This window comes from Actinomycetota bacterium, assembly GCA_005774595.1.
Taxonomy (GTDB): domain Bacteria; phylum Actinomycetota; class Coriobacteriia; order Anaerosomatales; family D1FN1-002; genus D1FN1-002.
Window position 1 is genome coordinate 1 of the sequence record VAUM01000395.1, and the last position, 1,565, is coordinate 1,565.

Consider the following 1,565-nt stretch of genomic DNA (forward strand, 5'->3'; position numbering starts at 1 on the left):
CGTCGCGCGCGATCCTGCTCGACGCCATCGCGGCCGGCCACATACAGACGCTCGTCGAGGCCGGCGCCGCGCTGGTCACGCCGGGCTGCGGCCCGTGCGTGGGCACGCACAACGGCGTGCCGAGCGACGGCGAGAACGTCATCAGCACCGCCAACCGCAACTTCAAGGGCCGCATGGGCAACAGCAGCGCGTTCATCTACCTCGGCAGCCCTGCGACCGTCGCCGCGTCGGTGATCGAAGGCGTCATCACCGACCCGCGGAAGTACTTCGAGTAGGAGGCGGTCCCGATGGAGACACGCGCGAAGGCGTTCAAGTACGGCGACGATATCAACACGGACTACATCATCTCGGGCAAGTACAAGTTCAAGTCCGCCGACATGGAGGCCATGGCCGTCCACGCGATGGAGGAGCTCGACCCCGACTACTACGCCAAGGTGCACCCGGAGGGCGGGTTCCTCGTCGCCGGCACGAACTTCGGCATGGGGTCGAGCCGCGAGCAGGCGCCGCTGGTGCTGATCCACAGCAACACGCGCGCGGTGCTGGCGAAGAGCTTCGCGCGCATCTTCTACCGCAACGCCATCAACACCGGCCTGCCGGTGGTCGAGTGTGATACGGACCTCATCGACGACGGCGACGAGCTCGCGCTCGACCTGGAGGCGGGCGTCGTGCGCAACCTCACCAAGGGCACGGAGACCCCGTTCCCGCCGCTGCCGCCGGTGATGGCGCAGCTGCTCGCCGATGGCGGGCTGGTCGAGCACTTCAAGAAGCACGGCGGGTTCAACCTGTAGGAACCACTCCACTCGCGGGGCGCGTCTGCCGATACTGCGCGGCAGGGACGCCGTGGCCGAGTGAGGAATAGTCACCACGGCGCCGAGAAGCCGGGGGAGTGTGCATGAGCGCAACGAAGAAGTCCGTCCCGCCCGAGCCCATCGGCGGAGACAAGGCCGAACTCGGCCAGCGTGCACTGAAGGACAAGAAGCTGCTCAAGCAGCTGGTCGCCGCGCTGTCCGGCGAGGACCGCGCGCAGCGGTCGCTCGCGGCCGAGGTGCTCCACGACGTCGCGTGCTCCGAGCCGAGGCTGCTCCAGCCGCACGGCACCGAGTTCATCGACGCGCTGCTGAGGCCCGAGGCCCGCACGCGCTGGGAGACGCTCGACGTGCTGACCGAGATGGTCGCCGTCGACACGCGCTTGGTCGAGAAGGCGCTGTCTGATGCGATCGAGTGCATGCACGACGAGGAGTCGTCGGTGGTGCGCACCTCCGCGTGCCGGATGCTGGCCGCTTGGGGCGCCACGACCGAGACCCGCGCCGCGAAGATCTGGCCGCTTCTCGCCGAGGCATCGCGCGCGTACCACGGCGATCCGGAGTACGGTCCGATGCTCGCCGGCGTCGTGACGCTGGTCGAGGGCGCCGCAGGCGACGAGGTCAAGTGGGCCGCGGCCGAGCTGTTCGAGAATGACGTGACGGACCCGGACCGCGGTGTCGCCCGGCGCGCGAAGCGGATCGCGCAGCTGAGGCCGAAGCGCAAGCCCGCGAAGGGCGCGAAGCCGAAGGCCGTGCCGGCGG

General features: G+C 69.3%; 3 protein-coding genes. All 3 read left to right on the forward strand.

Translation table 11 applies throughout. The features are described from left to right. A partial coding sequence (locus FDZ70_10440; GenBank protein ID TLM66511.1) for a 3-isopropylmalate dehydratase large subunit occupies positions 1–275 on the forward strand: 275 nt, incomplete at its 5' end. 12 nt (positions 276–287) lie between these two features. Further along, positions 288–788: a 3-isopropylmalate dehydratase small subunit gene (locus tag FDZ70_10445; protein ID TLM66512.1), complete on the forward strand. Its 501-nt coding sequence runs from the start codon at positions 288–290 to the stop codon at positions 786–788. A 104-nt stretch (positions 789–892) separates the two neighbouring features. Continuing rightward, a partial coding sequence (locus FDZ70_10450) for a hypothetical protein (protein TLM66513.1) occupies positions 893–1,565 on the forward strand: 673 nt, incomplete at its 3' end.